The 24,203-nt window shown below is 56.8% G+C and carries 27 protein-coding genes; 22 read left to right on the forward strand and 5 right to left on the reverse strand.

Going from position 1 to position 24,203, the window contains the following annotated elements; genetic code table 11:
* Entirely contained in the window at nt 1-783 is a 783-nt protein-coding gene (locus AAF463_RS08895; protein ID WP_350261886.1) for a helix-turn-helix transcriptional regulator, read from the forward strand.
* Here AAF463_RS08895 and leuA read toward each other — a convergent pair.
* Nucleotides 734-2,419: a 2-isopropylmalate synthase gene (gene leuA, locus AAF463_RS08900; RefSeq protein ID WP_350261887.1), complete on the reverse strand. Its 1,686-nt coding sequence runs from the start codon at nt 2,417-2,419 to the stop codon at nt 734-736. The two genes, AAF463_RS08895 and leuA, sit on opposite strands and share 50 nt — an antisense overlap.
* Before the next feature lie 322 nt (nt 2,420-2,741).
* Between leuA and AAF463_RS08905 the strand changes: the two genes are divergently transcribed.
* The 8 genes from AAF463_RS08905 to pqqF all read left to right on the forward strand — a co-directional run bounded on the left by AAF463_RS08905 (nt 2,742) and on the right by pqqF (nt 10,459).
* Complete coding sequence (locus AAF463_RS08905) at nt 2,742-3,674, forward strand: ABC transporter substrate-binding protein (protein WP_350261888.1); 933 nt, start codon at nt 2,742-2,744, stop codon at nt 3,672-3,674.
* 78 nt (nt 3,675-3,752) lie between these two features.
* A complete protein-coding gene (locus AAF463_RS08910; protein WP_350261889.1) occupies nt 3,753-4,778 on the forward strand; it encodes a dipeptidase in 1,026 nt (341 codons plus the stop codon).
* Between the two features lie 148 nt (nt 4,779-4,926).
* The gene (pqqA, locus tag AAF463_RS08915; protein WP_002905689.1) at nt 4,927-4,998 is read left to right on the forward strand and encodes a pyrroloquinoline quinone precursor peptide PqqA; all 72 of its coding nucleotides are present in this window, start codon (nt 4,927-4,929) and stop codon (nt 4,996-4,998) included.
* 55 nt (nt 4,999-5,053) lie between these two features.
* A complete protein-coding gene (gene pqqB, locus AAF463_RS08920) occupies nt 5,054-5,980 on the forward strand; it encodes a pyrroloquinoline quinone biosynthesis protein PqqB (protein WP_061720123.1) in 927 nt (308 codons plus the stop codon).
* A complete protein-coding gene (pqqC, locus tag AAF463_RS08925; protein ID WP_101764483.1) occupies nt 5,977-6,732 on the forward strand; it encodes a pyrroloquinoline-quinone synthase PqqC in 756 nt (251 codons plus the stop codon). The genes pqqB and pqqC overlap by 4 nt, the downstream gene beginning before the upstream one ends.
* A 4-nt stretch (nt 6,733-6,736) precedes the next feature.
* A complete protein-coding gene (gene pqqD, locus AAF463_RS08930) occupies nt 6,737-7,015 on the forward strand; it encodes a pyrroloquinoline quinone biosynthesis peptide chaperone PqqD (protein WP_350261890.1) in 279 nt (92 codons plus the stop codon).
* Complete coding sequence (pqqE, locus tag AAF463_RS08935) at nt 7,002-8,141, forward strand: pyrroloquinoline quinone biosynthesis protein PqqE (RefSeq protein WP_350261891.1); 1,140 nt, start codon at nt 7,002-7,004, stop codon at nt 8,139-8,141. The genes pqqD and pqqE overlap by 14 nt, the downstream gene beginning before the upstream one ends.
* Entirely contained in the window at nt 8,141-10,459 is a 2,319-nt protein-coding gene (gene pqqF, locus AAF463_RS08940; RefSeq protein WP_350261892.1) for a pyrroloquinoline quinone biosynthesis protein PqqF, read from the forward strand. Before pqqE ends, pqqF begins: the two co-directional genes overlap by 1 nt.
* Here the strand turns inward: pqqF and AAF463_RS08945 are convergent.
* The 3 genes from AAF463_RS08945 to dld form a co-directional block, all read right to left on the reverse strand.
* Nucleotides 10,450-10,749: a helix-turn-helix transcriptional regulator gene (locus AAF463_RS08945; RefSeq protein ID WP_137385728.1), complete on the reverse strand. Its 300-nt coding sequence runs from the start codon at nt 10,747-10,749 to the stop codon at nt 10,450-10,452. The genes pqqF and AAF463_RS08945 overlap by 10 nt on opposite strands.
* A 1-nt stretch (nt 10,750) precedes the next feature.
* The gene (locus AAF463_RS08950; protein WP_350261893.1) at nt 10,751-11,101 is read right to left on the reverse strand and encodes a type II toxin-antitoxin system RelE/ParE family toxin; all 351 of its coding nucleotides are present in this window, start codon (nt 11,099-11,101) and stop codon (nt 10,751-10,753) included.
* Between the two features lie 182 nt (nt 11,102-11,283).
* The gene (dld, locus tag AAF463_RS08955; protein WP_350261894.1) at nt 11,284-12,984 is read right to left on the reverse strand and encodes a D-lactate dehydrogenase; all 1,701 of its coding nucleotides are present in this window, start codon (nt 12,982-12,984) and stop codon (nt 11,284-11,286) included.
* Nucleotides 12,985-13,418: 434 nt separating this feature from the next.
* On the opposite strand from dld, the gene AAF463_RS08960 reads away from it, so the two are divergent.
* The 12 genes from AAF463_RS08960 (at nt 13,419) to AAF463_RS09015 (ending at nt 23,045) form a co-directional block, all read left to right on the forward strand.
* Complete coding sequence (locus tag AAF463_RS08960) at nt 13,419-14,399, forward strand: 6-phosphofructokinase (protein WP_101764479.1); 981 nt, start codon at nt 13,419-13,421, stop codon at nt 14,397-14,399.
* 10 nt (nt 14,400-14,409) lie between these two features.
* Nucleotides 14,410-14,724: a PTS sugar transporter subunit IIB gene (locus AAF463_RS08965; protein WP_008110086.1), complete on the forward strand. Its 315-nt coding sequence runs from the start codon at nt 14,410-14,412 to the stop codon at nt 14,722-14,724.
* Nucleotides 14,717-16,090 carry a PTS sugar transporter subunit IIC gene (locus AAF463_RS08970; RefSeq protein WP_008110085.1) on the forward strand — a complete coding sequence of 458 codons (1,374 nt, stop codon included), beginning with the start codon at nt 14,717-14,719 and terminating at the stop codon, nt 16,088-16,090. The genes AAF463_RS08965 and AAF463_RS08970 overlap by 8 nt, the downstream gene beginning before the upstream one ends.
* Nucleotides 16,077-16,919, forward strand: coding sequence for a class II fructose-bisphosphate aldolase (locus AAF463_RS08975; RefSeq protein WP_101764478.1), 843 nt, complete (start codon nt 16,077-16,079; stop codon nt 16,917-16,919). Before AAF463_RS08970 ends, AAF463_RS08975 begins: the two co-directional genes overlap by 14 nt.
* A gap of 62 nt (nt 16,920-16,981) precedes the next feature.
* Complete coding sequence (locus AAF463_RS08980; protein ID WP_137385731.1) at nt 16,982-17,251, forward strand: hypothetical protein; 270 nt, start codon at nt 16,982-16,984, stop codon at nt 17,249-17,251.
* A gap of 9 nt (nt 17,252-17,260) precedes the next feature.
* The gene (locus AAF463_RS08985) at nt 17,261-17,698 is read left to right on the forward strand and encodes a PTS sugar transporter subunit IIA (protein ID WP_350261895.1); all 438 of its coding nucleotides are present in this window, start codon (nt 17,261-17,263) and stop codon (nt 17,696-17,698) included.
* Nucleotides 17,695-18,279: a glucokinase gene (locus AAF463_RS08990; RefSeq protein WP_350261896.1), complete on the forward strand. Its 585-nt coding sequence runs from the start codon at nt 17,695-17,697 to the stop codon at nt 18,277-18,279. The genes AAF463_RS08985 and AAF463_RS08990 overlap by 4 nt, the downstream gene beginning before the upstream one ends.
* Before the next feature lie 124 nt (nt 18,280-18,403).
* Entirely contained in the window at nt 18,404-19,198 is a 795-nt protein-coding gene (locus AAF463_RS08995; RefSeq protein WP_101764621.1) for an SDR family oxidoreductase, read from the forward strand.
* 224 nt (nt 19,199-19,422) lie between these two features.
* Complete coding sequence (locus tag AAF463_RS09000; protein ID WP_101764474.1) at nt 19,423-19,779, forward strand: hypothetical protein; 357 nt, start codon at nt 19,423-19,425, stop codon at nt 19,777-19,779.
* A gap of 49 nt (nt 19,780-19,828) precedes the next feature.
* Nucleotides 19,829-21,829, forward strand: coding sequence for a protein-disulfide reductase DsbD domain-containing protein (locus AAF463_RS09005; RefSeq protein ID WP_350261897.1), 2,001 nt, complete (start codon nt 19,829-19,831; stop codon nt 21,827-21,829).
* Complete coding sequence (locus AAF463_RS09010) at nt 21,829-22,551, forward strand: DsbA family protein (RefSeq protein ID WP_110866094.1); 723 nt, start codon at nt 21,829-21,831, stop codon at nt 22,549-22,551. Before AAF463_RS09005 ends, AAF463_RS09010 begins: the two co-directional genes overlap by 1 nt.
* On the forward strand, nt 22,548-23,045 hold the full coding sequence (locus AAF463_RS09015) for a protein disulfide oxidoreductase (protein WP_350261898.1): 498 nt from the start codon (nt 22,548-22,550) through the stop codon (nt 23,043-23,045). The genes AAF463_RS09010 and AAF463_RS09015 overlap by 4 nt, the downstream gene beginning before the upstream one ends.
* A 16-nt stretch (nt 23,046-23,061) precedes the next feature.
* On the opposite strand, the gene AAF463_RS09020 is transcribed toward AAF463_RS09015, so the two are convergent.
* On the reverse strand, nt 23,062-23,391 hold the full coding sequence (locus AAF463_RS09020; protein ID WP_101764470.1) for a cupin domain-containing protein: 330 nt from the start codon (nt 23,389-23,391) through the stop codon (nt 23,062-23,064).
* A gap of 128 nt (nt 23,392-23,519) precedes the next feature.
* Between AAF463_RS09020 and AAF463_RS09025 the strand changes: the two genes are divergently transcribed.
* On the forward strand, nt 23,520-24,158 hold the full coding sequence (locus AAF463_RS09025; RefSeq protein ID WP_008110061.1) for an RpiB/LacA/LacB family sugar-phosphate isomerase: 639 nt from the start codon (nt 23,520-23,522) through the stop codon (nt 24,156-24,158).
* The last annotated feature ends 45 nt before the right edge of the window (nt 24,159-24,203 follow it).

The raw sequence follows: 24,203 nt of genomic DNA on the forward strand, positions 1-24,203 counted from the left end.
ATGAGTGCGCGGCTCAACTTCGACTTCGCCTATCGTCCGCTGGTGCCCTATGCGCACGATTATGCGCATGGCGACGCGGAGCCGTGGCATCACCACGCTTGCGCCCAGTTGATCCACACGCTGAGCGGCGTGGTGAAAGTGGAAACGCAGCACGGCAGCTGGATTGTGCCGCCGAGTCGCGGCGTCTGGCTGCCGGCGGGGACGCGTCACGCGCTGCACATTGTTGGCGCGGTGGCCGCGCGCACGCTGTTTGTGGATCCGCTGGCGCGCGCCGATCTGCCCGCCAGTTGTCAGGTGGTGCAGATTTCGCCGCTGCTGCGTGAGTTGATTGTCAGCGCGCTGGCGCTGCCGGAGCAGTACGTTCCCGGCAGCCGCGCCGAGCGGATTTACGAGCTGATCCTCGATGAGATCCGCGTGATGGACGTGCTGCCGTTTGGTCTGCCGCTGCCGGAAAGCGAGCGGCTGCTGAGTTTGTGCCAGCAGATCCAGCAAGCGCCCGGGGAAAACTGGACGCTGGCCCGCGCCGCCACGCAACTCTGCGTGGCCGAACGCACGCTGGCGCGCCATTTCAGTCGCGAAACCGGTTTGCAATTCAGCGACTGGGTGCGCCGCGCGCGACTGAACGTGGCGTTAACCCGCTTAGCGCAGGGCGATAGCGTGCTGACGGTGGCGCTCGATCTCGGTTATGACAGCCCGAGCGCCTTCAGCGCGATGTTTCGCCGCGTGCTCGGCGTCACGCCAGCGAACTACTTTCCTGCGGCAGAAAAGCGTGCGCTGCGTTGAGCAGCGCCTGCAGTGAAGCGCGCGCCACATCATTATCAATGCCCACGCCCCACGCGCGTTCACCGCGTGCATTAATGCAGCTGATGTAGGTCACCGAACGACTGTCGCTGCGTTTGCCCAGCGAGTGTTCGTGATAATCCTCAATGGTGATGATTACGTCATAGCGCTGACGCAGCGCGGCAACGGCGGCTGAGAGCAAGCCGTTGCCTTTACCTTCCAGCATCAACTGCTTCGCGCCCTGTTGCAGCCGCGCCTTGAGGCGCGTTTCGCCTTTATCGTCGCTGTGACTTTCCGCTTCCAGCAAACAACGCACGGGCTGCGTTAAGCCGTAATGCTGACAAAACAGCTGCCACAGCGCGTGATGGGTCATCTCCTGACCGTGCTGGTCGGTTTGTTGTTGCACCAGACGGCTGAAATCCTGCTGCAAGCCGCGCGGCAGTTGCAGACCGTGATTCTGCTCCAGCAGCCAGGCGGCGCCGCCTTTACCCGATTGACTGTTAACGCGGATCACCGCTTCGTAGCTGCAGCCGATATCCAGCGGATCGAGCGGCAGATACGGCATCTGCCAGATTGCTTCTTCACGCTCAGCACGGGCGGCAAAGCCTTTGCGTATCGCATCCTGATGCGAACCGGAGAAGGCGGTAAACACCAGTTCACCGGCATACGGATGACGCGGATGCACTGGCAGCTGGTTGCAGCGCGTCACCACTTCCAGCACCTGCTGGATATCGCTGAAATCGAGCTGCGGCGCGATGCCCTGAGTGTAGAGATTGAGCGCCAGCGTGACGATATCGACATTGCCGGTGCGCTCGCCGTTACCAAACAAACAGCCTTCCACGCGATCGGCCCCCGCCAGCAGCGCCAGCTCGGCGCAGGCGATGCCGGTACCGCGATCGTTATGCGGATGCACGCTGATCGCGACCTGCGATCGCTGGCTGAAGTGGCGACAGAAAACCTCAATCTGATCGGCATAGACGTTCGGCGTGTTCACTTCGACGGTCGCGGGCAGGTTGATGATCATTGGACGCGCCGGGCCCGGTTGCCAAATCGCCGCCACCGCTTCGCAAATCTCCAGCGCAAACTCCGGTTCGGTAAAGCAGAAGGTTTCTGGCGAATACTCGAAGGTCCACGCGGTATCCTTTTGCGCTTCGCAACGGGCACGAATTTGACGCGCACCGGTGCAGGCCAGTTCGATAATCTCGGCTTTGCTCTGGCGGAACACGCGCTCGCGGAACAGCGGCGCGGTGGCGTTGTAGAGATGAATAATGGCGTTCGGCGCGCCACGCAGCGCGTCGAAGGTGCGATCAATCAGATCGCTGCGCGCCTGGGTCAACACCTGAATCGCCACATCGTCTGGAATGTGCTTCTGCTCAATCAGCAAACGGACAAAATCAAAATCGGTCTGCGATGCCGCCGGAAAGGCCACCTCAATCTCCTTAAAGCCACAGCGCAGCAGCAGTTGCCAGAACTCCAGCTTGCGCGCGCTGTCCATTGGTGTCGCCAGCGCCTGATTGCCGTCGCGTAAGTCGGTAGAGAGCCAGCGCGGTGCCTGCGTCAGCTGGCGCGAGGGCCACTGACGATCGGGTAAGTCGATGACCGGAAACGGGCGGTATTTTGCAGCGGGTTGCGTGAGCATAACGATCTCCTTGTAATGTGGCGTTCAGTCTCGCCCAGCATCGCGCGGCGCGGCTCGCGCATTGCTGACAACCACTCGCGCAAAAGTGACAACCGGGTTCAGACTCTTGCGCGCACACTCTGTAGCGGCGCGATTAATCGCGCATTTTTCAGGCGACACCGCGCTCCTCCCGTCATTGCGCAATAAATTGCGCCGCTACGATAATTGCGGTGATTGCATGCACAGTCTTTATGCGCCACGCGGCATATCTCATGCGAAATCGGCATCGGTCATTTGGCGCGTGCGGGTTAGGCTGGGGTTTTGCGCGATGGGATAAAACACAATGAAAAGAGCAGCTTTGGCACTATTAATCGTGACAGCCAGCGGCGCGGCGACGGCAGAAACCGTGACGCTGCGCATTGCCGATCAAAAGGGAAATATGCACGCCGAAATGGAAGCGGCGCAGCAGTTGAACAACCTCAATTATAAAATCGAATGGGCCGAGTTCCCGGCGGCGGCACCGCTGGCGGAAGCGCTAAATGCCGGTGCGGTGGATGCCGGTATTATCGGCGATGCGCCGCTGCTGTTCTCGCTGGCGGCCGGTTCGCAGGTGAAAGCGGTGGCGGTGAGCAAATCGGTACCCGAAGGATTGGCGGTGCTGGTCAGCCCGGATTCGCCCATCAAAACCGTTGCGGAGCTAAAGGGCAAAAGCATCGCTACCGGACGCGGATCGATTGGTCACTATGAGGCGCTCAAAGCGCTGGAGCAAGCGGGCGTCAGCGATAAAGAGGTTAACTGGCGCTTCTTAACGCCGGCGGATGCGCGCATCGCGCTGGCAAACGGTTCGGTGGATGCCTGGTCAACGTGGGATCCTTATACCGCGCTGGCGGAAGTGACCCACACCGGACGCGTGCTGGTGAACGGCGTTGGCCTGTCCAGTGGCAACAGCTTCCTCGCCGCCACCGACGCCGCGCTAAACGATGGAGCCAAACGCGCGGCGCTGCAGGATTACGTCAATCGCTTAGCCGTCGCCGATCGCTGGGCCAACAGCCATGTCGATGAGTACTCGACCACACTGGCAAAAATCATCGGTTTCCCGAAAGAGGCGGCGGCGAAATCCTTCTCACGTCGCAAATCGCACTGGCAGAGCATTGATGATGCTACCATCGGCCAGCAGCAGGAGACCGCCGATTTCTACCAGAAATACGGTTTGATCCAGCAGCATCTTGATGTGAAACCGACTTTTTATCACGGCTTAAAGGTTGCGCAGAACTAACCCTTTGTGCGCCCGCATTTGGCGAAACAGCAGCGCGCGCGTAGCATGGCGCCATGTTGTTTCGTCAAAGAACCCCTCATGTTGCTAAAAACCTTCGACGGTCATAACGACCTGCTTCTCAATCTGTGGCTGCATCATCGCGATGATCCGGCGCAGGCCTTTTTTCACGGCATCGAAAAGGGCCACCTCGATTTTCCGCGCATGCAGCAGGGCGGTTTTGCCGGTGGGCTGTTCGCGATGTTCGTCCCGCCAGCGCGCTATGTCAAAGAGGTCGCGCCGCAGCGAGCTGAGGAAAATCTCGATCCGCTGACGATTCTCTGGCAGCAGCTCGACATCCTGAAAACGCTGGCGGCGCAATCTGAAGGGCGGGCGCGGTTATGCCTTAACACCGCTGACATTGCCGCCTGTCGCGCTGACGGCGTGCTGGCGCTGGTGGCGCATATTGAGGGCGCAGACGGGTTTGATGGCGAGGGTGAAGCGCTTGATGCGTTTTACCAGGCGGGCGTGCGCAGCATCGGGCCGTTCTGGAATCTGCCCAATCGCTTTGGCGCAGGCGTCAGCGGATCATTCCCCAACTCACCGGACAGCGGGCCAGGTTTGACCGAACAAGGTGAGCAGCTGATCGCCGCTGCCAATCGCCATCGCATGCTGATCGATATGTCGCACATGAACGAGAAAGCCTTTTGGGACACCGCGCGCCTGTCAACCGCGCCGCTGGTGGCGACGCACTCCAATGCGCACGCGCTCTGCGCGCAGCCGCGCAATCTGACCGACGATCAGCTGCGCGCCATCCGCGACAGCGGCGGCGTGGTGGGCGTGAATTTTGGCAACGCTTTTCTGCGCAGCGACGGAAAACGCGACAGCGATACCGCATTGATCGAAATTGTTAAACATGTTGAGCACCTGATCGCGATAATGGGCCGCGATCATGTGGCGCTGGGCTCCGATTTTGATGGCATCAGCGTGCCTGAGGCGCTGAAAGACGTGAGCGGATTACCGCATCTTTATGCGTTGTTGCGTTCGTTCGACTACGATCAAACAGCTCTTGAGCAGCTCGCATGGGGCAACTGGCAGCGCGTGTTGCAACAAATTTGGCAGGATTAGCACCATTCCCTTACCGAATCAGGGTTGATCTGCTCGCTACATTGGCGCAACATCTGCGCGCGTACGGATTGCGATGTGATCTAAGTCACAGCCGCAATCCTCTTCAGCAGAGATCTCTCTGCGTTTTTGTTTTATGAGGAAGACCATTATGTGGAAAAAACCTGCGTTTATTGACCTGCGTCTGGGCCTGGAAGTGACTCTGTACATCTCCAACCGCTAAGACTTCTGCCCGCCGTTCGTGCGGGCATTTTGTTTTCTCTCTTTGGTCAACGTTCATGTTTATTAAAGTCCTCGGTTCAGCGGCGGGCGGCGGCTTCCCGCAGTGGAACTGTAACTGCGCCAATTGCAGCGGCCTGCGTAACGGCAGCATTCAGGCGCAGGCGCGCACCCAATCTTCAATCATTGTCAGCGACAACGGTGAAGATTGGGTGCTGTGCAACGCCTCGCCGGACATCAGCCAGCAAATTGCCCACACGCCAGAACTGATCAAAAAGGGTGTGCTGCGCGGCACGGCGATTGGCAGCATCATTCTCACCGACAGCCAAATCGATCACACCACTGGCTTGTTGAGCCTGCGCGAAGGCTGTCCGCATCAGGTGTGGTGCACGCCGGAAGTGCATGGCGATCTCACCAGCGGCTTCCCGATTTTCACCATGTTGCAGCACTGGAATGGCGGCTTGCAGCATCATGCATTAACGCCGCTGGAGCCGTTCCGCGTCGATGTCTGCCACAGTTTGCAGTTCACCGCGATTCCGATTCTCAGCAACGCGCCGCCGTATTCGCCGTATCGCGATCGCCCGCTGCCGGGCCACAACGTGGCGCTGTTCATTGAAAACACCGCCAACGGCCAAACGCTGCTCTACGCGCCGGGACTCGGCGAGCCGGATGCGGTGATCATGCCGTGGCTGCAAAAAGCCGATTGCCTGTTGATTGATGGCACGGTGTGGCAGGACGACGAGCTGCTCGCCACCGGCGTTGGCAAAAATACCGGCAAAGCGATGGGCCACTTAGCGTTGGCCGAAGAACAAGGTTTAATGGCGTTGCTGGCTGCGCTGCCGGCCAAACGCAAGATTTTGATTCACATTAACAACACCAATCCGATCCTTAATGAGCAATCGCCGCAGCGCGCCTATTTGACGCAGCAGGGCATTGAAGTGAGTTGGGATGGCATGGCGATCCATCTGCAGGAGTTTGCATCGTGATCATCACTGAAGCATTATCGCCCGCCGCGTTTGAGCAGGCGCTGCGCGATAAAGGCGCGTTCTACCACATACATCACCCGTATCACATTGCCATGCACAATGGCGAGGCGACGCGCGAGCAGATTCAGGGTTGGGTGGCGAACCGCTTCTACTATCAAACCAATATTCCGCTGAAAGATGCGGCGATCATGGCGAATTGCCCGGACGCGGCGACGCGGCGTAAATGGGTACAGCGCATTCTCGATCACGACGGCAGCAACGGTCACGAAGGCGGGATTGAAGCCTGGCTGCAGTTGGGTGAGGCGGTGGGGCTGGAACGTGACGTGTTGCTGTCAGAGAAGCTGGTGCTGCCGGGCGTGCGTTTTGCGGTGGACGCCTACGTGAACTTCGCGCGCCGTGCTAACTGGCAGGAAGCGGCCTGTAGCTCGCTCACCGAGCTGTTTGCGCCGCAGATTCATCAGTCGCGTCTCGACAGCTGGCCGCAGCACTATCCGTGGATCAAAGAGGAAGGCTATTTCTACTTCCGCAGCCGTTTGAGCCAGGCGAACCGCGATGTGGAGCATGGGCTGGCGCTGGCGCTTGAGGTGTTTACCCGCGCCGAACAGCAGAACCGCATGCTGGAGATCCTGCAGTTTAAACTCGATATTCTCTGGACCATGCTCGATGCCATGACCATGGCGTATGCGCTGCAACGTCCGCCTTATCATACGGTCACCGATCAGGTGTCCTGGCACAGCACAAGACTGGTATAACAACATGAAAGATAATGTGATTCCGGCTTTCCGTCGCGGCTACCGCATGCAGTGGGAAGCGGCGCAGGATAGCCATGTGGTGCTCTATCCGGAAGGCATGGCCAAATTGAACGAGACCGCCGTGGCGATCCTCGAACTGGTGGATGGCAAACAGGATGTGGCGGCGATCGTTGCCACGCTGGATGCGCGTTTTCCGGACGCGGGCGGTGTCGGCGACGACGTCAAAGAGTTCCTGCAATCCGCCATCGAACAAAAATGGATACAGTGTCGTGAATCCGAGTAAAAGCGTGACGCCACCGCTGTGGCTGCTGGCAGAACTGACCTATCGCTGCCCGCTGCAGTGTCCGTATTGCTCCAATCCGCTGGATTTTTCCCAGCAGGAGAAAGAGCTGACCACCGAACAGTGGATTGAGGTGTTTCGTCAGGCGCGCGCCATGGGCAGCGTGCAGCTCGGTTTTTCCGGCGGCGAACCGCTAACCCGTAAGGACCTGCCGGAGCTGATTCGCGCCGCGCGCGATCTCGGTTTCTACACCAACCTGATCACCTCCGGCATCGGCCTGACGGCGAAAAAACTCGATGCCTTTGCCGACGCCGGACTCGATCATATCCAGATCAGCTTCCAGGCCAGCGATGAAACGCTGAACGCGGCGCTGGCCGGGTCAAAAAAGGCCTTCCAGCAGAAGCTGGAGATGGCGAAAGCGGTGAAAGCGCACGGCTATCCGATGGTGCTGAATTTCGTGCTGCATCGCCACAATATCGACCAGATCGACAAAATCATCGATCTCTGTATCGAACTGGACGCCGACGATGTCGAGCTGGCGACTTGCCAATTCTATGGCTGGGCGCAGCTCAATCGTGAAGGATTGCTGCCGACGCGCGAGCAGATCGCCAACGCCGAAGCGGTGGTGGCCGATTATCGTCAGCGCATGGGCGCCAGCGGCAATCTCACCAATCTGCTGTTCGTGACGCCGGATTACTACGAAGAGCGGCCGAAACCCTGCATGGGCGGATGGGGATCGATCTTCCTCAGCGTCACGCCTGACGGCACCGCGTTGCCGTGCCACAGCGCGCGTCAGCTGCCGGTTGCGTTCCCGTCGGTGCTGGAGCGCACGCTGGACGATATCTGGTACAACTCGTTTGGTTTTAACCGCTATCGCGGCTTTGACTGGATGCCGGAACCCTGTCGCTCCTGCGATGAAAAAGAGAAAGACTTTGGCGGCTGTCGCTGTCAGGCCTTTATGCTGACCGGCGATGCCGATAACACCGATCCGGTGTGCAGCAAATCGCCGCATCACGGCAAGATCCTCGAAGCACGACGTGAAGCCAACTGCAGCGACATCAAAATCCAGCAGCTGCAGTTCCGCAATCGCAGCAACTCCGAACTGATCTTTAAGCAGCGCGTCACCTGATGCACGCGCGCCAGCTCACGCTCGCCAACGGCCTGCGCTGCCATCTTTATCATCAGCCCGACGCGCGTGAGGCGGCGGCGCTGATGCGCGTGCAGGCCGGCAGTCTGGATGAAGCGGATCGCTGGCCGGGTTTGGCACATCTGCTGGAACATCTGCTGTTTTGCGGCAGCGAAGCTTTTCACGGCGACGATCGCCTGATGCCTTGGCTGCAGCAGCAGGGCGGCCAGGTGAACGCCACCACGCAGTTGAGCCGCAGCGCCTATTTCTTTCAGCTCCCAGCCGCAGCGTTGTCAGCGGGCGTGCCGCGGCTGTGCGATATGTTGGCGTCACCGTTGCTGACGGCGCAGGCCATTCAGCAGGAAACGGCGGTGATTGAGGCTGAGTATCAACTGCTGCAAAACCATGCCGACACCCTGAGTGAAGCTGCCGTGCTGGATAAGTTGCCGGGACGTTTCCAGCGCTTCCGAGTCGGCAGTCGGCAGGCTTTTAGTGACAATGTCACGGAGTTGCAGTCCGCATTACGCGACTTTCATAGCCGCCTGTATTGCGCTGAAAACATGGAACTTTGGCTGCAAGGCCCGCAATCACTGGATGAGCTCGAACAGCTGGCGGCACGCTTCGGCGGCAGTTTGCTGGCAGGTGGAGAACGCGCTGCGGCTGTTAAAGCTACGCTGTTGCAAGACGATCGTTTACTGCTATCAGGCGGTGAAGAAAATTTCTGGCTGACGATGTTGGTGGCGGGCGATGAGCAGACCGTGCGTGACAATGTCACATTATTAAAAGCATTCTGGCAGGACGAAGCGCCCGGCAGCTTGCTGGCGCAGTTGCGCGCTGAGGCGTTATGCGAAACCTTTGACGCGCATTGGTTATGGCAAGATGAGCAACAAGCGTTACTGGCGCTGCGCTTTAGCGCCAGGCGCATTTCCCCGGCGCAGGCGCAACAGATTGAGCAACGCGTTTGGCAGCATCTGGCTGCGTTAGCTGAATGTACGGCGCTTCAGCTGCAGCACTACGCACAGCTCGCGCAGGAAGATTTCGCGACCTTGTCGCCGCTGGAACAGTTGCGCGGCCGGGCGTTGGGCTTCGCGCCGGGTTGCGCGCTGCCAGACAACTTCACGGATTTTGCCGCAGCGTTGCCAGATTGTCCGCGCACGCGTCTGCTCACGCAGCAACAGATTGACGGCGCACCGCATCACACGCAGGGCTTTACCTTGCAACTGGCCGAGTGGCTGCCGCCGTCGTTGGCTGCGACCAAACCCGCAGCGTTTCACTTCTATCCTGCTTCAGCCGCTGTTCCGCTCCCTCGTCTCCCGCCCGTGGCGCAGCCGTTGCCGCTGATTGCACCGGTAAAAGAGGTTGAAACGCTGCTGCTGCGTCCGGCGTTTTATCAGACCTTGAGTGACGAAGACGCTCAGGCGCGGCAGCGCCAGTTACGCCCGTTGCTGGCGGAATTACGCCACGCGGGTGGCAACGGCAGCTGGCAACAGACGCATGCCAGCTGGCAGCTGCTGCTCAATCTGCCTGCATCCGCCGAGCGTGCGTTGTTTAGCGTGCATCAGGCATTACAGGCGCTGAACACGCCGGTGCTGGCGCAACCCGCAGCGAATACCCCTTCGATTGTGATTCGTCAATTGCTCGCCGCATTGCCCACTCGCTTGATCAAGCCATTACCCGCGCCGCAATGGCTGGCGGCATGGTGCGGCACCAATACCGCATTAAGCCAGCGCGTGGCGCATCTGCTCAGCGATTTTACGCCGGATCTGGCGCGCGACACGCCGCCGGCACGACTGCAACACGGCATCGTGCCCATCGCCTGCGACGGGCGCGATCAGGCGCTGCTGCTGTTTATGCCGTTACCGCAGGCCGATGATGCCAGCCTGGCCGCTTTACGCGTGCTGGCGCTAATGCTGGAAACGCGCTTCTTCCAGCGGTTGCGCGTGGATCAGCAAATTGGCTATGTGGTGTCGGCGCGCTATCAGCGGGTGGCGGATGTGGATGGCTTGATGCTGGCGCTGCAATCACCGGATATCTCCTGGCGTGCGCTGCTGGGTCACTGCAAACGCTTTATGCGTGAGATGGTAGCCGAGATCGCGGCAATCTCGCCGCAAAAGCTGGCGGCATGGCAGGCAAGCTTAATGACGCAATGCGCAAGCAAAGATAATGGCGAGGCCGCACTCGAAACCCTGCGCCAGCAGCACGGCCTGGCCACTCTCAATCGCGCGGCTATTCAGGCACTGACGCTGCAGCAGCTCCAGCAACTGCATCAGCGTCTGCTGCGCGAACGGCATCGCTGGTTGATTTTGGTTAATCAAAGCTGAAAGGCGATGGTTTTGCCGTTGGGCAGTGTCACGTCGATACGAAGTTCGCCACCCAATGCCGCGACGTAACGTTTCAATGTGGACAGGCGCGGATCGTTGCCTGGATTTTCCATCTTTGCCAGCGTGGGCTGCGAGACGCCGATAGTGCGTGCCAGTTCGGTTTGCGAAAGGTTGAGCTCTTCGCGTAACTGGCTTAAAGCAATCTCCTGGCGCAATATTTCGACTTTCACAGCGATGCGCTGCTGGCTTTCAGGTGATTGTTTTTGCATTAATTCTTTTAGAGTAGCCATCTTATCCCTCCATCCGCGCCAAATGCTTGCAGTATTCCACTTCAGCGAGGCGAATCATCGTTCGGTAAAATTGTTTTTGGTTAAAACCGGTCTTATTTCCAGCGCATAACACGATAGCGCGTCGCACCGGATCAAAAGCGAAAAAGGCTCTGATGGGCTTACCGGCGTGCTGAACGCGCAACTCTTTCAGATTAGGGAATTCGCCACCCTTTAATGTATCGACATAGGGGCGGCCAAGTTGTGGTCCCATCTCTCCTAAAATCGTCATCGCCGCTAACACGTCTTCACGTAGTGCTTCACTTTGTGCCATAAACCACTGATCAAAAACATCCGTTGTTAATATTTCCCACATAATGCCATCCCATAGCTTATTTGCTATGGGATAGGTTATAGCTTTTGGGCTATGAAATCAATCCGGATATTGATTATGTGAAGTCACTTTCGCTCACAAATACGATTTCAACCGAAGCGTACGCGAATTAATTCCCCATAAATCTCCTAGGGGCGCCATTTAGGGCGACTTGGTTGCCGCTGCTACATCTCCCGCCAAAACTTCTTCTTACTGGTTTTACCAATCCCTGGATTACAGCTGTTGGTGGGATCAAGCTGTTTCCAATGCGCGACATGCTCACACGACGCCTGATAAAGGTGCCCGACATTGTGCTCGGCGGGATATTTCGCGCCGCGCTGTTCCAGATACCGTTTCACCTCTTCCTTAAACACTTTCACGTCGTAGCCGGGTTTCAGCACGTAATCCTGATGATTGACGAAGCAGAAGAAGTGCCCGCAACACGAATCAACCTGTACCTGCGCCGCCAGATGATCGGGCAGCGTCAAACGCCATGCATCGTCATTACGGCGCAGCGCCACGTCGAAGGCTACCAGCCGCTCGTTGGGGTTGTAACCCAGCGCGTCGCAGTAGGAAATGGTGCAGCCGCCCACGCCGAAACGCACCAAAAACGCATCCGCCGCTTCACGCGTATTGCAGCGGAAAAAGCCGCCGTGCTGCTCAGCAAAGAATTGCTGCAGTAAACTCTGCAACTCGGCGGTTTGCGGCGACTCCACTTTGATCATCAGATGATGTTGATACTCGCTGCGGTAATCCATGATGCGCGGCGCGATAAAGCTCGGCGTCAGCTGGTTGAAGAATTGCAGCACCCGATCAACAAAATTGCGCGGCAGGAATTTCAGGTGGCTGACGCGCACATCCCATTTGGCTTTATTGGCCATCATCTGCGGAATGGCCTGCGGGCCCAGTTTGCGAATCGCCAGATACATATGCTTGGCGTAGCGCACGGTTAAATCGAAGGCATTGCGATGGATATATTCCGCCTGCAGCGGCAGTTCGCTCATTTCGGTTAGCAGGAAACGGCGCAGCGCCACCAGCACGTTCTCATCGTTAGTGCCGATGTAGAAGGTGTCGCTGCCGGCGCTGGCTTCGAAGGTGGGCAAGCGTACAGCGAACACCACCACTTTACCGGCGCTGCCCGAGCTGTCGTGCAGGTAGCGCAGATCGCCATTGAAGCGTGCTGGGGAATCCGCGGTCACATCTCGTAAGCGGTCGGCGTAGTCATCGGCCCAGATTTTACCCTGCCAATCGGCTTGCTCGCCGGTTTGATACTGCTGCTGCGTGAGATTTGCCAGCATCACTTCTGGCGTGTCGCCCAACTCGATGCCGAGGTGATTAACCATCTCTAAGCGACCATCCTTATGAATACGGGCGAACAAGGATTTTTCGGTAAACGCGGGGCCGCGCCGAATCAGCGAGCCACCGGAATTATTACAGATCCCGCCGACCACCGACGCGCCGATGCAGGATGATCCAATCACCGAGTGCGGCTCTCGACCGAGCGGCTGTAAGGTGTGTTCCAATTCAGTCAAGGTGGTGCCGGGGAAGGCGATCACCTGGCGCGCCTGATCGATCACCTGCACGCCTTTGAGCTGGCGGGTGCTGATGATCACGATATCGCGGTCGTAATCATTGCCGTCAGGCGTTGAGCCGCCGGTGACGCCGGTATTTGACGCCTGCATCAACACAATCACATCGTGCGCCACGCACACCTGCAGTGTTTGCCACAGCTGCAACAAGGTTTGCGGTAACGCCACCGCCAGCGCGTCACCGCGTCCGACACGGAACCCCTTTATGTACCAGGCTTTATCATCCGCATGGGTTAATAACTGTTTGTCACCCACCACCGCGGCCAACTTCCGCAACATATCCTTCTGCATGCTCATTTTTCTCTTCTTTATTCTTTATCTGCCACGGTATTGGACAAGCGCAGCTGCACTGAGTCAATCATTCACTGGCCCTGACGCGTAAATAACGCACGGAATCATTATCCCTTTTTACTTTACGGAATAATCGGCAGGAATCGATAAAAATGCGCGGGAAATCACAAAATAGATCGAAATAAAAATCGCCAAGGGTGCGTTTATTTGGCTTGCTGATTTTACTGCGCAAAATAAATATAAGCCTATGATTTTATTTGTTATTAAGGTTTTAAGGTGAAAAATGCCATGTGATTTATATCACAAAAATAAGCCTTTGTTGGATGCTGTCAATTATCTCACTCGGGAAATTCATCGCAAAAGTGTGACATTCGTTGCAAATAACAATGCGGTTAATCGGAAGAATGAATTCCAGACGTACAGCATAAAGGATGATGACAATGAGAATTGGCATGGTGATCAGCGGTGGCGATGTCACCGGGATTAATAACTTTGTGTATCAAATATCGCGCTTAACTCAAGCGGAAATGGTGTTATTTAATGGTGGTATTCCAGGCTTGCTGGAAAACAATCATCAGGAAATTTCCCAACGTGATTTAGTGGATTACGCCATCGCCGCTATTCCGGTGATGCAATCGGGACGAACCAGCAGGAAATTAATTCGCCCGGAATATGAGATGATCGCCAAACATCTTAAATCGCTGCGCATCGATGTATTAATTATGGCGGGCGGAGATGGTTCATTACAATTCCTGCATACGCTGAGCGAATTTGGTGTCAACTGTTTTGGCGTCGGCATGACCATCGATAACGATGTCTTTGGCAGTGATTACAGCATCGGTTTCTCCACCGCCTGTGAGCAGGTGTTAAAAGAGGTGGCGAAGTTACGTAATACCGGCCGCGCCTTAACCGGTCGTGTATTTATGGTGGAGCTGCTGGGCGGTTATTGCGGTGAATTAACCTTGCAGTCAGCGATTAAATCCAATGCCGATTTCGCGCTGATCCCGGAATGCCAGATTGCACCGCAGGAGCTGGCGGAGCGCATCACTCAGCGGCTGGCGGCGCAGAACAGCGTAATAATTTTGTGCTCGGAAGGCTATACCCGTGAATATTCGCCGGGCTTTCAGGGCGCTATCGATACCTTAATTAAACAAATTGAACCGTTAATTGGTGTGCGTATTCGTAAAACGATTATCGGTTATGGCCTGCGTAATGGCGATCCTACCTGTGAAGAGATTTATCAGGGCACCATTATGGCCAGTGAAGTCGCGCGTTGTATTCAGTCGGGAATGCGCAATAAAGCGGTGATTATTAATGGCAGTAATCGACCGATTCCGATTGATTTAATAAGCATGAAAAAACGTCTGGTCGATACGGAAGGGCATCATTATAAACTCGCTAAACAACTGCAAATTCTGTGAGGAAATAGCCATGCTGAAAATATTATGTGTCTGTGGATGTGGTTTGGGTTCAAGCTTTGCGATTGAAATGAGCGCCAAGTCAGTATTAAAGAAACTCGAAATTGATGCTGATATTGATCACACCACCATTTCTGAAGCCAACGCCTTTAAATCCGACATGATTTTAACTCAGAAAGCCTTTGCTGATGTGTTAAATGCCGATGCCAGCCCGGAACAGATCAAGCGGGTGATTATTCTCAATAAGCTGACCGACAAAGCAGAAATTGAAGAGAAAATCGTGGCGTTTATGAAAGAACGTAACTTAAAGGTTGCTAATCATGAATAGTGTCATCGACTTCCTGGTAAAAGACTTATTGGGGCAGGCATCGATACTGATCGCCTTTATTGCCCTGATTGGTCTGCTACTGCAAAAAAAATCGGCGGGCAAGGTGGTGGAAGGCACCTTTAAAACCCTGCTCGGTTTCTTAATTATGATGGCCGGTATTAACATTATTGTCGGTACGCTGACCTTCCTGAACACCATTTTCACCCACGGCTTTGGCATGCAGGGTTATATCACCGACGTTGCCGCCATTGCCGGGTTAGCAAACCGCGAGCTGGGTTCAGAAGTGGCGCTGACGCTGTTGGTGATCTTTATCGTCAACATCATCATTGCGCGTCTGACACCTTTCAAATACATCTTCCTTACCGGACAGGCACTGCTGTGGATGGCGACCATCGGTGCGGTGATTGGCTATAAAGCGGGGCTGACAGGTTTACCTCTGATCCTTACCGGCGGCATTTTTGGCGGCATTATGGCGGTGGTGATGCCTGCACTGGCCCAACCGGTGGTGCGCCGCATCACCGATTCTGACGACGTGGCGCTCGGGCACTTCTGCACCATTGGCTATCTGCTGACGGCGGCGGTGGCAAAGGTGGTGGGCAAAGGGTCGCGCTCCACCGAAGATCTCAAACTGCCCGATAACTTTAAATTCCTGCAGGACACCTATCTGTCGATGGCGGTGGTGATGGTGCCGATGTACCTGATCCCTGCTGTCGCCGCCGGTCCGGAATTTATCGGCCAGTACAGCAACGGCATGAACTACCTGATGTACGCCTTTATGCAGTCGATTCAGTTCGTGTGCGGTGTGTTCGTGCTGTATAGCGGCGTGCGTCTGTTGCTGAACGAACTGGTGCCGGCTTTCCGTGGTATCGCCATGCGTCTGGTGCCGGATGCAAAACCGGCGCTCGACTGCCCGGTGATGTTCCCGTACGCCCCGAACGCGGTGATCGTCGGCTTCCTCGCCACCACGCTGGGTTCGGTGGTGGGCATGCTGGTGTTCCCGATGTTTGGTCTGGCGATGATTCTGCCAGGATTGCTGACTAACTTCTTTGCCGGTGGCACTGCTGGCGTGTTCGGTAATGCGCTCGGTGGGCGTCGCGGCGCAATGATCGGCGGTTTCGTGCACGGTCTGTTCATTACCTTCCTGCCGGCGATTCTGGTGCCGATGCTGGAAAGCTACGGTTTTACCGGCGTTACCTTCAGTGATTCGGATGTCATCAGTACCGGCCTGGTGCTCGGCCATGCATTCCAGAATAACTGGCTGTTCGTCGCGCTGTTTATCGCCTTTATTACTCTCATCGCCTGGTTTGTTAACGGAAAATCCACCAAGTCTAAATCCCATGAGGAAAAGCTCCATGAAACTTTATAACTTTACCGATCTGTTACAGGTGGCTAAAGAACGTGAATTTAAAGCGCTCGGTTCCTTTAATTTGCACTGCCTGGAAATGTTGCCCGCCTTTTTTAAAGCAGCGGAGAAAACGAATAGCCCATTAATGATTCAGATCTCAACCGGAACCGCCAAATATCTCGGACATAAATTATTGGTAGATGCGATTCGCTCATTGTCGGAAAGCCGTAACGTGCCGACCTGTTTGCACCTCGATCACTGTTCGGATTTGGACGCTATCCAAACCGCGCTGGATGCGGGCTTCAGTTCAATTATGTATGACGGTTCACATTTACCGATTGAAGAGAACATCGCCAATACGCGCCGTGTTATTGATATGGCGCGCCCGCTGGCGGTTTCGGTTGAGGCGGAATTGGGCGCGATTGGCGGTTCGGAAGATGGCAAAGAGGTCGAAATGAACGATGCGGCGTTTACCACCGTCGATGAAGCCAAACGCTTTGTCGATGAAACCGGCGTCGATATGCTGGCGATCTCCATCGGCACGGTGCACGGCTTGTACACCGGTAAAGCCCATATTCAACATCAGCGCCTGGCGGAAATTACCGATGCCACGAAAACGCCGCTGGTGCTGCACGGTGGTACCGGCGTCAGCGATGAAGATATGCGTCTTGCGGTGCGCAGCGGGATTGAGAAAGTCAACGTTGGCACCGAGATGAATGTGCAGTGGGTTGCGAACTGCAAGCAGACGTTTGAAAAGGGCAAGGTCAACGACAGCGTGCGTAATTTCCTTGTGCCGGCCAACGATGCCGTCACCAATGTGCTGGTAGAAAAGATTCAACTGTTCCGCTAATTCCGACTTACTCATGACGTAATAACCTGAGGTGCCCGGCGCCATTCGGGGCAGGAGATGCTATGTTTGGATTCTTGAAAAAGGGCTCTGATAATAAGAGCCAGGATTCACAGGAAATAGATCTTCAGGCTGAAACCATCAGCGGGAAAATAAGCGAACTGGAACAACAGTTGGCCAATAATCCGCAGGCGACAGACACGCAAAAACAATTAATGCTGGAATATAATCGTGCATTAAATATCTTTGCCAAAAGTCGACACTATCGTCAGGAAATTGATCCGTTGTTTGTCAAAATTGATGAACTGCGTAACACCATTCGCAAATCGTTTTAAGGAGGCAGTATGAGTATTAAACAGCTGCTGCAGGAGGCAAGTGCGATTCAGGTGGGGATCAGCGCCAGGGATTGGCGCGAAGTGATCGCGCTGGCGGCGCTGCCGCTGGTGAACGGCGGTTACATCAAAGCCAGTTACCCGGAAGCGGTGATCGCTAACACGCTGGAGCATGGCGCCTATTACGTGTTTGAGGAGGGCATCGCCATTCCCCATGCGCGGCCGGAGGCCGGCGTGCTGAAAGATTGTTTCAGCATGATTGTGCTGGATGAGCCGATCTCATTCGACGGCAGTGACAAAGCCGATATCGTGATTATGTTCGGTGCACGTGACAGCAACGCCCACATTGAAGAGGGCATCCGCGCGATTGTTACGCTGCTGGAGGATGAGGAGACGCTGGTGCGCTTGCGCAACGCCAGCAGTGCCGCGGAGGTGATAGAAATCCTATGACAACCGACACAGAAGAGAAAATTGTCGTGCTGGTGAATGGCATTCCGGCTTCCGGCAAAAGCACGCTAACGCGCGCGCTGGCCGAGCATTTCGGCTTTCCGGTGCTGACGCTGGATAGCCTGAAAGAGCCGTTTATGGCCAGCTTTGCGCCGGTGGATCGCCTGCGCAATCGCCAGTTAGGTTGTGCGGCGTATCAGGCGATCTGGCAAGTGGTGGCGCAAGCGCCGACGCGTTGTATCTATGTCATTGATGCCTGGTTTGGCTTCCAGCCGAAAGAGGTGCTGCAGCAGGGATTGCAGCAGGCGGGCGTGACGCGGGTGCTGGAGCTGTGGCTGGCGATCACGCCGGATGAGGCGGTGACACGTTATCAGGCTCGTTTAACCGATCGCATGCCGGGACATCCGGGCGCGGAGTATCTGCCAGAACTGCGCAAGTTAGCAGAAACCGCCCAACCGATGGCGCTGGGTCCGGTGTTGCAGCTTAACGCACGCAATCCGGATCAGGCGGCAGCCTGCGCCTGGTTGCAGCGTCAACTGCGGCTGCCGATCAGCGCTCAACCGGCTTTATCGGCCTCGGGCTAAATAATGTCGGCAGCAGGCTGAACGTACATTAGCCCTGCAGCCGACAGCGCCATCGCATGATTCGTCAATGCATCTTCTCCTGCCTGAACCAGGCTTTGTGATTACGCTCACAGAGGAAAGCATGATGAATATCGATTTACACGGAAAAACAGCCTTAGTTACCGCATCAACTGGCGGTATCGGTTTTGCCATTGCACAAGGTCTGGCAGCCAGCGGGGCGGAAGTGGTGCTGAACGGGCGCAGTGAAGCCTCGGTGAGTCGTGCGCGCGAGAAGCTCAACGGATTAGTGGCGGGCGCCAAAATTCACACCTTTATCGCCGATCTTGGCAGTGCCCAGGGCGTTAAGCAACTGCTTAACGGCTTGCCGCCAATCGATATTCTGGTGAATAACGCCGGGATTTACGGTCCGCAGGATTTTTATGAAGTGGATGACGACACCTGGGACGCCTATTGGCAAACCAACGTGATGTCCGGCGTGCGCCTGTCGCGGGCTTTATTGCCGGAGATGGTGAAGCGTGGTTGGGGCCGCGTGGTGTTTATCTCCTCTGAATCAGCCTTGAACATTCCCGCCGATATGCTGCATTACGGCGTGAGCAAAACGGCGCAGCTGTCGCTGGCGCGCGGTCTGGCGAAAGTGGTGGCGGGCAGCGGCGTGACGGTAAACAGCGTGTTGCCCGGCCCAACGCTCTCTAATGGCTTTGCCGCGATGATGGAAGATGAGGTGAAGCGCACCGGTAAGCCGCTGGAAGAGCTGGCGAAAGAGTTTGTGATGGTGCAGCGGCCAAGTTCGGTGATCCAGCGCGCCGCCACGGTGGAAGAGGTGGCGAATATGGTGGTGTATGTTTGCTCGAAACAGGCGTCGGCGACGTCCGGTGCCGCGCTGCGCGTCGATGGTGGCGTGGTGGATGATATTGTTTAACGCCGTGTAACGATAAAATATTGATGGCCGCAATCATCGTAGCGGCGCCATTTATTGCGTCGTGTTTAGGTGGGTAATATGCCTTCGTTGAGATGCGCGATAAATCGCGCCGCTACGATGCTGGATCTGGGTTGAGCACCACAAAGACAAAAGTTTACACAGCAAAGCTTGGTGTTTCTGCTGCAGATGCTTAAAATGTCCGCACTTTTCTCTGAGGCTGCGGCATGACGATATCGCTATCACGCGCAAAATGGATTCTGGCACTGGTTTGTCTGGTGCTGGCGTTTTGTCTCGTCCAGCGCAGCTTCAATTTGCCTTCCGCACCTTTAGCGCAGGTCAGCGCGTCCGCGCACACCAACAGCAGTGATGATGCCAGCGGCAGCGAAAAACCCTGTGCGCTAAGCGCCAAATCGCTGAGTGCCGCCGCGCCAATCCTTGATACCGCATTGCCTTTCCTGCTGTTGCTGCTGGCACTGATCGCCACTTTCACACAAACTACCACTTGCGTCGGCTATCGCCGCGCACCGCTGTTTCCGCCTCTGCGACGGCGGCATCTGACCTTTTGCGTCTTCCGGGAATAACACCTGCGCGTTACATCGCGTAAACCCTGTTATTCACTGGAGAATTCACATGACTGTATTGATCAGGAGCCTGCTGCTCCTGCTGGCGAGCTGCGCAATCACTGCGCAGGCGGCAGACACCGGCTGGCTGCGCAATGCGCAAAACAGCCACGCCGAAGTGCGCTTGCGCAGCGCCAGCCACAACGATAATCAGCAACTGCTGCTGGATATTCGCCTGCAATCCGGCTGGAAAACCTACTGGCGCACGCCTGGCGAAGGCGGCGTTGCGCCGGAAATCCGCTGGCAAACCCCGGCGGTCAAGGCGCAATGGTTCTGGCCCGCGCCCGAGCGTTTTGACGTCAGCGGCTTGACCACGCAAGGCTATAAAGGCGATATCACGCTGCCGATCGCGCTGGCGAAACTGTCGAGCCAGCAACTTGCGGGAACGCTGACGCTCTCAACCTGTAGCGACGTTTGCATCCTCACCGACTTCCCGTTCAGTCTCGATCTGACCCAGCCCGCAGACGCCGATTTTGCCCGCGATTTCGCCGAGGCGATGGGGCGCATCCCGGCGGCCGGCGGCTTAACCGATCAACTCGACGCCAGCTTTGTCAATGGCGAATTGCAGATCCGCGCACAGCGTCAGGGCGGCTGGCAACAACCTGAACTGTTCTTCGATTATCCGCCGGGCAGCATGCTGGCGGCACCGACGATCCATGTGAATGGCGACACGCTCAGCGCGCGCGTAGCGGTCACCGATGAATGGGGCGAAGCGGCACCGGATCTGCGCGGCAAAACGCTGTCGCTGGTGGTTGCGGATGCTGGCATTGCGCAGCAAAGCACGATAAATATCGGCGCGGAAACGCTGGTGTCCAGCGATGCGGCGCAAACCTTATGGTCGGTATTGCTGCTGGCGCTGCTCGGCGGCTTGATCCTCAACCTGATGCCGTGTGTGTTGCCGGTGCTGGCGATCAAGCTCAGCAGCCTGGTGCAACAGCAAGGGCAAACGCAGCGTCAGACGCGCCAGCAGTTTCTCGCCTCCAGCGCCGGGATCATTTTCTCCTTCCTGCTATTGGCGCTGCTGATGACGGGACTGCGACTCAGCGGCCAGGCGCTGGGCTGGGGCATTCAGTTCCAGAGCAGCGGCTTCCTGCTGGTGATGGTGCTGGTGATGTTCCTGTTTAGCGCCAGCCTGTTTGATCTGCTGCATTTCCGCTTGCCGTCGGGTTTGAATACCAAACTGGCGACGCAGGGCGGCGACGGCTTGCTCGGCCACTTCGGCCAGGGCGCGTTTGCCACCTTGCTGGCCACGCCGTGCAGCGCGCCGTTTCTCGGTACGGCGGTGGCTTATGCGCTGACGGCACCGCTGCCGCAGCTGTGGCTGCTGTTTGTCGCGCTCGGCGTCGGCATGAGTTTGCCGTGGCTGCTGGTGGCGGCGTTACCGGGCATGGCGCGCTGCCTGCCGCGTCCGGGGCGCTGGATGCTGCATCTGCGCAGCGTGCTCGGCCTGTTGATGCTGCTCGCCACCTTCTGGCTGGTGACGTTGCTGGTGCCGCATTGGGGCAGCACCTTCGCGCTGGTGCTGGCGGGCGTGTTACTCGTGGTGTTGTGTGGCTGGCTGGTGAAACGTCGCGCGCTGCAGCAGGCGGGCGTGGTGTTTATCACCCTGACGCTGGCCGGAGCGCTGTTCCTGATGACGCGTATCTCGCCGGAAGAGGAGACGCTGCACTGGCAGCCATTGACCGAAGCGGCGATCCATCAGGCACTTGAGCAGGATAAACGGGTGTTTGTCGATGTCACCGCCGACTGGTGCATCACCTGTAAAGTGAATAAATCCCGTGTGTTAAATCAGCCCGATGTGCGTGCTGCGCTCAAAGCCGATGACGTGGTGCTGCTACGCGGCGACTGGACGCAGCCCGATCCGGCCATTGGTGAATTCCTGCGCCGCCGCGACCGCGTGGCGATCCCTTTTAACCAAATTTATGGCCCGGCACTGCCGCAAGGCCAGATTTTGTCACCGCTGCTGAGTCGTGAAGCGGTGATCTCCACTCTCTCTGAGGCGAAAAAATAATGAAGAAATCCCTGTTACTGCCACTGATGTTCCTTGCCATGCCTGCACTGGCGGCCGCGCCTTTTACGCCTGAGCAGGAGGCGCGCATCAAAGAATTGATCCGTGAAACCCTGGTGCAGAATCCGTCGATTCTGGCGGAAGCCGCTGATGCCTTTGATAAAGAAGCAGCGCAACAGCAGCAAAACGTAGTGGCGCAGATGGTGAAGAAAAACCACGATGCGCTGTTCAACGACGCCGGTTCACCGCGCATTGGCGCTGAAAAACCGGCGCTGACGCTGGTCTATTTCACCGATTACAACTGCGTGTTCTGCAAGAAGTTTGAAGCCGATATCGAAAAACTGATTAAGGCTTATCCGCAGGTAGCGGTGGTGATCAAACCGCTGCCGTACCGTGCTGAAACCTCTCTCACCTCGGCGCGTCTGGCGCTCACCGTGTGGGAGCAACAGCCGAAAAACTTCCTAAAGCTGCATGAGCGTTTGATGGCGAAAAAGGGCAATCACGATAACGCCAGCATCGACGCGGCGCTGGAGAAAACCGGCATCAAGCTGAAAGAGCCAAGCAAAGTGAGCCTCGATACCATCAACAGCAACCTGACGCTGGCGCAGCAGCTCGGCGTTCAGGGCACGCCAGCCACGCTGGTGGGCGACCAGATGATCAGCGGCGCGGTGCCGTATGAGCAGCTGGAAGCGGCAGTGAAAGGCGCGCTGCAGGCGAAGCAATGAGTCGATTAAAGCGCTGGCTGCGTGAGGCGCTGCTACTGGTGCTGATTGTCGCGGCTGCGCTGTGGGGCATGGATTGGCTGCGGGCACCGCAGCTGCCTGCCGACCTGGCGCAACAACCCCTGACCTCGCTGCAAGGCGAGGTGAATCTGGCGGAACTCAGCCAGCATCGGCCAGTGCTGGTGTACGTCTGGGCAACCTGGTGTGGCGTGTGCAAACTCACCACGCCAACCGTGGCGGCGATGAGTCAGGAAGGTGACAAGGTGGTGAGCGTGGCGCTGCGTTCCGGCAGTGACGCGCGCGTGGCAACCTGGCTGGAGAAGAAAGGGCTGCAAGGCGTGGCGATCAATGATGAGAGCGGGGCGATCGGCCAGCGCTGGGATATCAACGCCACGCCGACCTTTATCGTGCTGCATCAGGGCAAAGTCATCAGCACCAGCAGCGGCTGGACCAGCGGTTGGGGGCTGAAACTGCGACTTTGGTGGGCTTCCCGCTAATCGTTCTGGCGGCACGTTACGGTGCCGCCAGAAAATCCTCGCGTTGCGGCGTAAAGGTATCCAGCAATACGCCCGCTTCCAGACACACACAACCGTGCACAATGTTCGGCGCTTTATACAGCGTATCGCCGGCGCTCACTTCTTTGGTAACGCCATCAATGGTGAAGGCAAAACGTCCGGACAGCACGTAGGTGAGCTGCTCATGCGGATGGTGATGCAGCGGACCGACAGCACCCTGCTTAAAGGTGACTTCCACCGCCATCAGGGTGCCGCCGTGCGCCAGTATTCGGCGCGTTACGCCGTTGCCTAAATCGTCCAGTCGGGTTGCGCTTTTAAAGATAAACATGATTTCTCCTTGCAGGTTGCATCGTCAATATGTGACTTAACTCACAGTCAAAAAGGCATTTAAAGGCTGCATTTTAACGTTCTTTGATTAGAATGAAACGGTGTTTCAATTTAATCTGAGGATGGATCATGAAAATCGCTTTGATGATGGAAAACAGCCAGGCTGCGAAGAACGCAACGGTGTTGAAAGAGCTTCAGTCTGTGGCGCAACCGCTCGGGCATCAGGTGTTTAACGTCGGTATGAGCGACGAACAGGATCACCATCTTACCTATATTCACCTCGGCATCATGGCCAACGTACTGCTTAACAGCAAAGCGGTGGACTTCGTGGTGGCCGGTTGCGGTACCGGCCAAGGCGCGTTGATGTCGCTGAACCTGCATCCCGGCGTGGTGTGCGGCTACTGCATCGATCCGGCGGATGCTTACCTTTTTGCGCAAATCAACAACGGCAATGCGCTGTCGCTGCCGTTCGCCAAAGGCTTCGGCTGGGGCGCGGAACTAAACCTGCGCTTTATTTTCGAAAAAGCCTTTACCGGTGAAAAAGGGCACGGCTATCCGCCAGAGCGCAAAGAGCCGCAGGTGCGTAATGCCGGCATTCTGAACGAAGTGAAAGCGGCGCTGCTGAAAGAGAATTACCTTGATTCACTGCGCGCCATCGATCCTGAGCTGGTGAAAACCGCAGTGAGCGGCCCGCGCCTGCAGCATTGCCTGTTTGAACATGGGCAGAATCAGGAGATCGTGGGTTTTGTGCGTGAACTGACGCAGTAATTCCCCCATGATGTTCGTAGGGTGCGCATTTATGCGCACCTGGTA

The organism is Pantoea sp. BJ2, assembly GCF_040255075.1.
GTDB classification, from domain to species: domain Bacteria; phylum Pseudomonadota; class Gammaproteobacteria; order Enterobacterales; family Enterobacteriaceae; genus Pantoea; species Pantoea leporis.

Coding starts and splice junctions, on each gene's coding strand:
- AAF463_RS08895 (WP_350261886.1), top strand. CDS start 1: ATGAGTGCGCGGCTCAACTTCGACTTCGCCTATCGTCCGCTGGTGCCC.
- leuA (WP_350261887.1), bottom strand. CDS start 2,419: ATGCTCACGCAACCCGCTGCAAAATACCGCCCGTTTCCGGTCATCGAC.
- AAF463_RS08905 (WP_350261888.1), top strand. CDS start 2,742: ATGAAAAGAGCAGCTTTGGCACTATTAATCGTGACAGCCAGCGGCGCG.
- AAF463_RS08910 (WP_350261889.1), top strand. CDS start 3,753: ATGTTGCTAAAAACCTTCGACGGTCATAACGACCTGCTTCTCAATCTG.
- pqqB (WP_061720123.1), top strand. CDS start 5,054: ATGTTTATTAAAGTCCTCGGTTCAGCGGCGGGCGGCGGCTTCCCGCAG.
- pqqD (WP_350261890.1), top strand. CDS start 6,737: ATGAAAGATAATGTGATTCCGGCTTTCCGTCGCGGCTACCGCATGCAG.
- pqqF (WP_350261892.1), top strand. CDS start 8,141: ATGCACGCGCGCCAGCTCACGCTCGCCAACGGCCTGCGCTGCCATCTT.
- AAF463_RS08945 (WP_137385728.1), bottom strand. CDS start 10,749: ATGGCTACTCTAAAAGAATTAATGCAAAAACAATCACCTGAAAGCCAG.
- AAF463_RS08950 (WP_350261893.1), bottom strand. CDS start 11,101: ATGTGGGAAATATTAACAACGGATGTTTTTGATCAGTGGTTTATGGCA.
- dld (WP_350261894.1), bottom strand. CDS start 12,984: ATGAGCATGCAGAAGGATATGTTGCGGAAGTTGGCCGCGGTGGTGGGT.
- AAF463_RS08960 (WP_101764479.1), top strand. CDS start 13,419: ATGAGAATTGGCATGGTGATCAGCGGTGGCGATGTCACCGGGATTAAT.
- AAF463_RS08965 (WP_008110086.1), top strand. CDS start 14,410: ATGCTGAAAATATTATGTGTCTGTGGATGTGGTTTGGGTTCAAGCTTT.
- AAF463_RS08970 (WP_008110085.1), top strand. CDS start 14,717: ATGAATAGTGTCATCGACTTCCTGGTAAAAGACTTATTGGGGCAGGCA.
- AAF463_RS08975 (WP_101764478.1), top strand. CDS start 16,077: ATGAAACTTTATAACTTTACCGATCTGTTACAGGTGGCTAAAGAACGT.
- AAF463_RS08980 (WP_137385731.1), top strand. CDS start 16,982: ATGTTTGGATTCTTGAAAAAGGGCTCTGATAATAAGAGCCAGGATTCA.
- AAF463_RS08985 (WP_350261895.1), top strand. CDS start 17,261: ATGAGTATTAAACAGCTGCTGCAGGAGGCAAGTGCGATTCAGGTGGGG.
- AAF463_RS08990 (WP_350261896.1), top strand. CDS start 17,695: ATGACAACCGACACAGAAGAGAAAATTGTCGTGCTGGTGAATGGCATT.
- AAF463_RS08995 (WP_101764621.1), top strand. CDS start 18,404: ATGAATATCGATTTACACGGAAAAACAGCCTTAGTTACCGCATCAACT.
- AAF463_RS09000 (WP_101764474.1), top strand. CDS start 19,423: ATGACGATATCGCTATCACGCGCAAAATGGATTCTGGCACTGGTTTGT.
- AAF463_RS09005 (WP_350261897.1), top strand. CDS start 19,829: ATGACTGTATTGATCAGGAGCCTGCTGCTCCTGCTGGCGAGCTGCGCA.
- AAF463_RS09010 (WP_110866094.1), top strand. CDS start 21,829: ATGAAGAAATCCCTGTTACTGCCACTGATGTTCCTTGCCATGCCTGCA.
- AAF463_RS09015 (WP_350261898.1), top strand. CDS start 22,548: ATGAGTCGATTAAAGCGCTGGCTGCGTGAGGCGCTGCTACTGGTGCTG.
- AAF463_RS09020 (WP_101764470.1), bottom strand. CDS start 23,391: ATGTTTATCTTTAAAAGCGCAACCCGACTGGACGATTTAGGCAACGGC.
- AAF463_RS09025 (WP_008110061.1), top strand. CDS start 23,520: ATGAAAATCGCTTTGATGATGGAAAACAGCCAGGCTGCGAAGAACGCA.